Below are 1,101 nucleotides of genomic sequence, written 5' to 3' on the forward strand. Positions count from 1 at the left end.
CTGCCGCCCGCGTTCGCCGTGAAGGCCACCACCGCCGATACCGAAGGCCGCTTCTCACTCCTGGAAGTCACCCTCGCGCACGACATCCCCCGCCACACCCATCATGTGGCCGACGAATGCATCTACGTGCTGGACGGCACGCTCGAAGTGGAATTCGACGACCGGGTCGAGCACGCCACCGGCGGGATGTTCGTCCTACTCCCACATGGCATTCCGCACGCGCTGCGCCGCGGCTCGGCCCTCCCGCCGAGGCTCATCCAGATCTCGTCACCGGGCGGCTGGGAGTGCTATCTGGAGGATCTGATCGAGGCGGGGCCGACCGTGTTCACCGCGGGCGCCCTCGACCCGGCCAAGATCAACCCCATTGCCGCCGGGCATCGCATCCGGTACGAGGAACCCGCGGTGTGACCCGACCCGATCGCGGGTCCACGGTCTGAACTCGGGAAACACAAAACCCCCGACTCTAGTAAGAGCCGGGGGCCGAGTTGTGTCTCAACCACACAGTCGGGGTGACAGGATTTGAACCTGCGACCTCTTCGTCCCGAACGAAGCGCGCTACCAAGCTGCGCCACACCCCGTGAAGTGAACCTGCAGTAGCTTAGCGCACCCGTTGTCCAGGTGTTAAATCGGCTGGTCAGGGGGCTAAAGGAGGCGGAAAGTGGCGAAGATTCGGCGGGCCAGATCGGCCGAGACGGAGCGGTCCACGCCGGTGTCGGCGACTATGACCAGGACCAGGGAGCCGCTGGTGGGGCCGGCGCTCACGGCGTACGTGAAGACCGAGAACGTGGTAGCGCAGCCGGCGGGGGCGGTGAGGGTGCCGGTGGTCTCGACGAATGTGCCGTGGAGGGTGTTGTCGCCGGAGTCCAGGGGTTGGGGGGTGCCCGCTTTCGACGAGGATTGGGTGGACCAGCCGATGCGGGCGGCGTGGGCGCCGATGTCGGTGGCCGCGGCGGTGGCGTCGGAGAGATCGGAGGTGGAGAGAAACATGTTGGTGCGCACATTGTTCGGGCAGTAGTCGACGCCCTCCTGGGCGAAACCGGCGGCGGGGATGTGGTCGGCGTCGGTGCCGTACTTGGTGGTGGAGAGGTCGACGGTCCAGTC

The 1,101-nt window shown here is 66.7% G+C and carries 2 protein-coding genes and 1 tRNA gene; 1 reads left to right on the plus strand and 2 read right to left on the minus strand.

The features are described 5' to 3' along the window. Window positions 1–408: cupin domain-containing protein (locus ACIRS4_RS38515; RefSeq protein ID WP_404204971.1), on the plus strand; the 408-nt coding region annotated here is incomplete at its 5' end. Window positions 409–504: 96 nt separating this feature from the next. On the opposite strand, the gene ACIRS4_RS38520 is transcribed toward ACIRS4_RS38515, so the two are convergent. Together ACIRS4_RS38520 and ACIRS4_RS38525 are read right to left on the minus strand one after the other, a co-directional pair. Beyond that, window positions 505–578 (minus strand) — tRNA-Pro (locus ACIRS4_RS38520). A gap of 64 nt (window positions 579–642) precedes the next feature. Beyond that, a partial coding sequence (locus ACIRS4_RS38525) for a hypothetical protein (RefSeq protein WP_404204973.1) occupies window positions 643–1,101 on the minus strand: 459 nt, incomplete at its 5' end.

This window comes from Streptomyces sp. NPDC101166 (assembly GCF_044768125.1).
Lineage (GTDB): Bacteria > Actinomycetota > Actinomycetes > Streptomycetales > Streptomycetaceae > Streptomyces.